Raw genomic sequence first — 1,807 nt, forward strand, 5'->3', positions numbered from 1 at the left:
AGAAACAATATAAAGGATTATGTCGTCTCATTACGAAGCACCCATTAGAAAACCTTTAGTAGTAGGAAGTAAATCTTACCACGATGTAACGGTAGATGTGGCTAGACCTGTAGAAGGTAGAGCAAACAAACAATGGTGGACAGTATTTTCAATCGCATTAGCCGCTTTCCTATGGGGATTAGGTTGTATGATTTATACCGTTACCACTGGTATTGGAACATGGGGATTAAATAAAACAGTAGGTTGGGCTTGGGATATCACCAATTTCGTTTGGTGGGTAGGTATCGGTCACGCCGGAACTCTTATCTCTGCCGTATTATTATTATTCCGTCAAAAATGGAGAATGGCGATTAACCGTTCTGCAGAAGCAATGACGATTTTCTCGGTAATGCAAGCAGGTTTATTCCCAATCATTCACATGGGTCGCCCATGGTTAGGTTACTGGGTATTACCAATCCCAAATCAATTCGGATCATTATGGGTGAATTTTAACTCACCATTATTATGGGACGTATTTGCAATTTCTACCTATTTATCAGTATCATTAGTTTTCTGGTGGACTGGTTTATTGCCTGACTTTGCTATGCTACGTGATAGAGCAGTAACTCCTTTTACCAAAAGAGTTTATTCTACCCTATCTTTTGGATGGTCTGGTAGAGCTAAAGACTGGCAACGTTTTGAAGAGGTTTCTCTTGTATTAGCTGGTTTAGCAACTCCTCTTGTACTTTCTGTACACACTATTGTATCCTTTGACTTTGCTACTTCTGTAATCCCAGGATGGCATACAACAATCTTACCTCCATACTTCGTTGCTGGAGCGATTTTCTCAGGATTCGCAATGGTAAATACGCTTCTTATCATCATGAGAAAAGTATCTAACCTAGAAGATTATATCACAATCCAACACATCGAATTAATGAACATCGTAATTATGATTACAGGTTCTATCGTAGGTTGTGCATATATTACGGAGTTATTCGTAGCTTGGTACTCTGGAGTTGAGTACGAACAATATGCATTCTTAAACAGAGCAACTGGTCCTTACTGGTGGTCATATTGGTTAATGATGACTTGTAATGTAATTTCTCCACAAGTAATGTGGTCTAAGAAAATTAGAACTAACATTATGGCGTCTTTTATCATCTCAATTGTGGTGAACGTAGGAATGTGGTTTGAGCGTTTCGTAATTATTGTAACTTCATTACACAGAGATTATTTACCATCATCATGGACTATGTTCCAACCAACTTTTGTTGATGCTGGTATTTACATCGGAACTATTGGATTCTTCTTCGTATTATTCTTATTATATTCTAGAAGTTTCCCTGTAATTGCTCAGGCAGAGGTTAAGACTATCTTAAAATCTTCAGGAGACAACTACAAGGCAGAAAGAGAACAACACGGTCATAATCATTCAGATAATCATTAATATCATGAGTAATAAAGTAATACACGCTATATATAATGATGATGATATTTTAATGGATGCTGTTAAACAAACAAGAGCAGCTCATCATCATATTGAAGAAATTTATACACCATTTCCTGTTCACGGATTGGACAAAGCTATGGGTTTAGCACCTACAAGACTAGCTATCTGTGCATTTATTTATGGTTTAGTTGGACTTTCAATTTATACTACATTGATGAATTTTGTAATGATAAATGATTGGCCTCAAGATATTGGTGGAAAACCAAGTTTTAGTTATATTGATAACATGCCTGCATTTGTGCCTATTATGTTTGAAGGAACTGTTTTTTTTGCAGCTCACTTAATGGTTATCACTTTTTATATGAGAAGTAAATT

Annotated in this window: 2 protein-coding genes; both read left to right on the forward strand. The window is 36.4% G+C overall.

Annotation, left to right across the window (positions count from 1 at the left end):
* The first annotated feature begins 19 nt into the window (after window positions 1-19).
* Complete coding sequence (gene nrfD / locus Q0075_RS12570; RefSeq protein ID WP_194093349.1) at window positions 20-1,429, forward strand: NrfD/PsrC family molybdoenzyme membrane anchor subunit; 1,410 nt, start codon at window positions 20-22, stop codon at window positions 1,427-1,429.
* A gap of 4 nt (window positions 1,430-1,433) precedes the next feature.
* A partial coding sequence (locus Q0075_RS12575) for a DUF3341 domain-containing protein (RefSeq protein WP_297869807.1) occupies window positions 1,434-1,807 on the forward strand: 374 nt, incomplete at its 3' end.

It is taken from the genome of uncultured Flavobacterium sp. (assembly GCF_937967675.1).
Lineage (GTDB): Bacteria > Bacteroidota > Bacteroidia > Flavobacteriales > Flavobacteriaceae > Flavobacterium.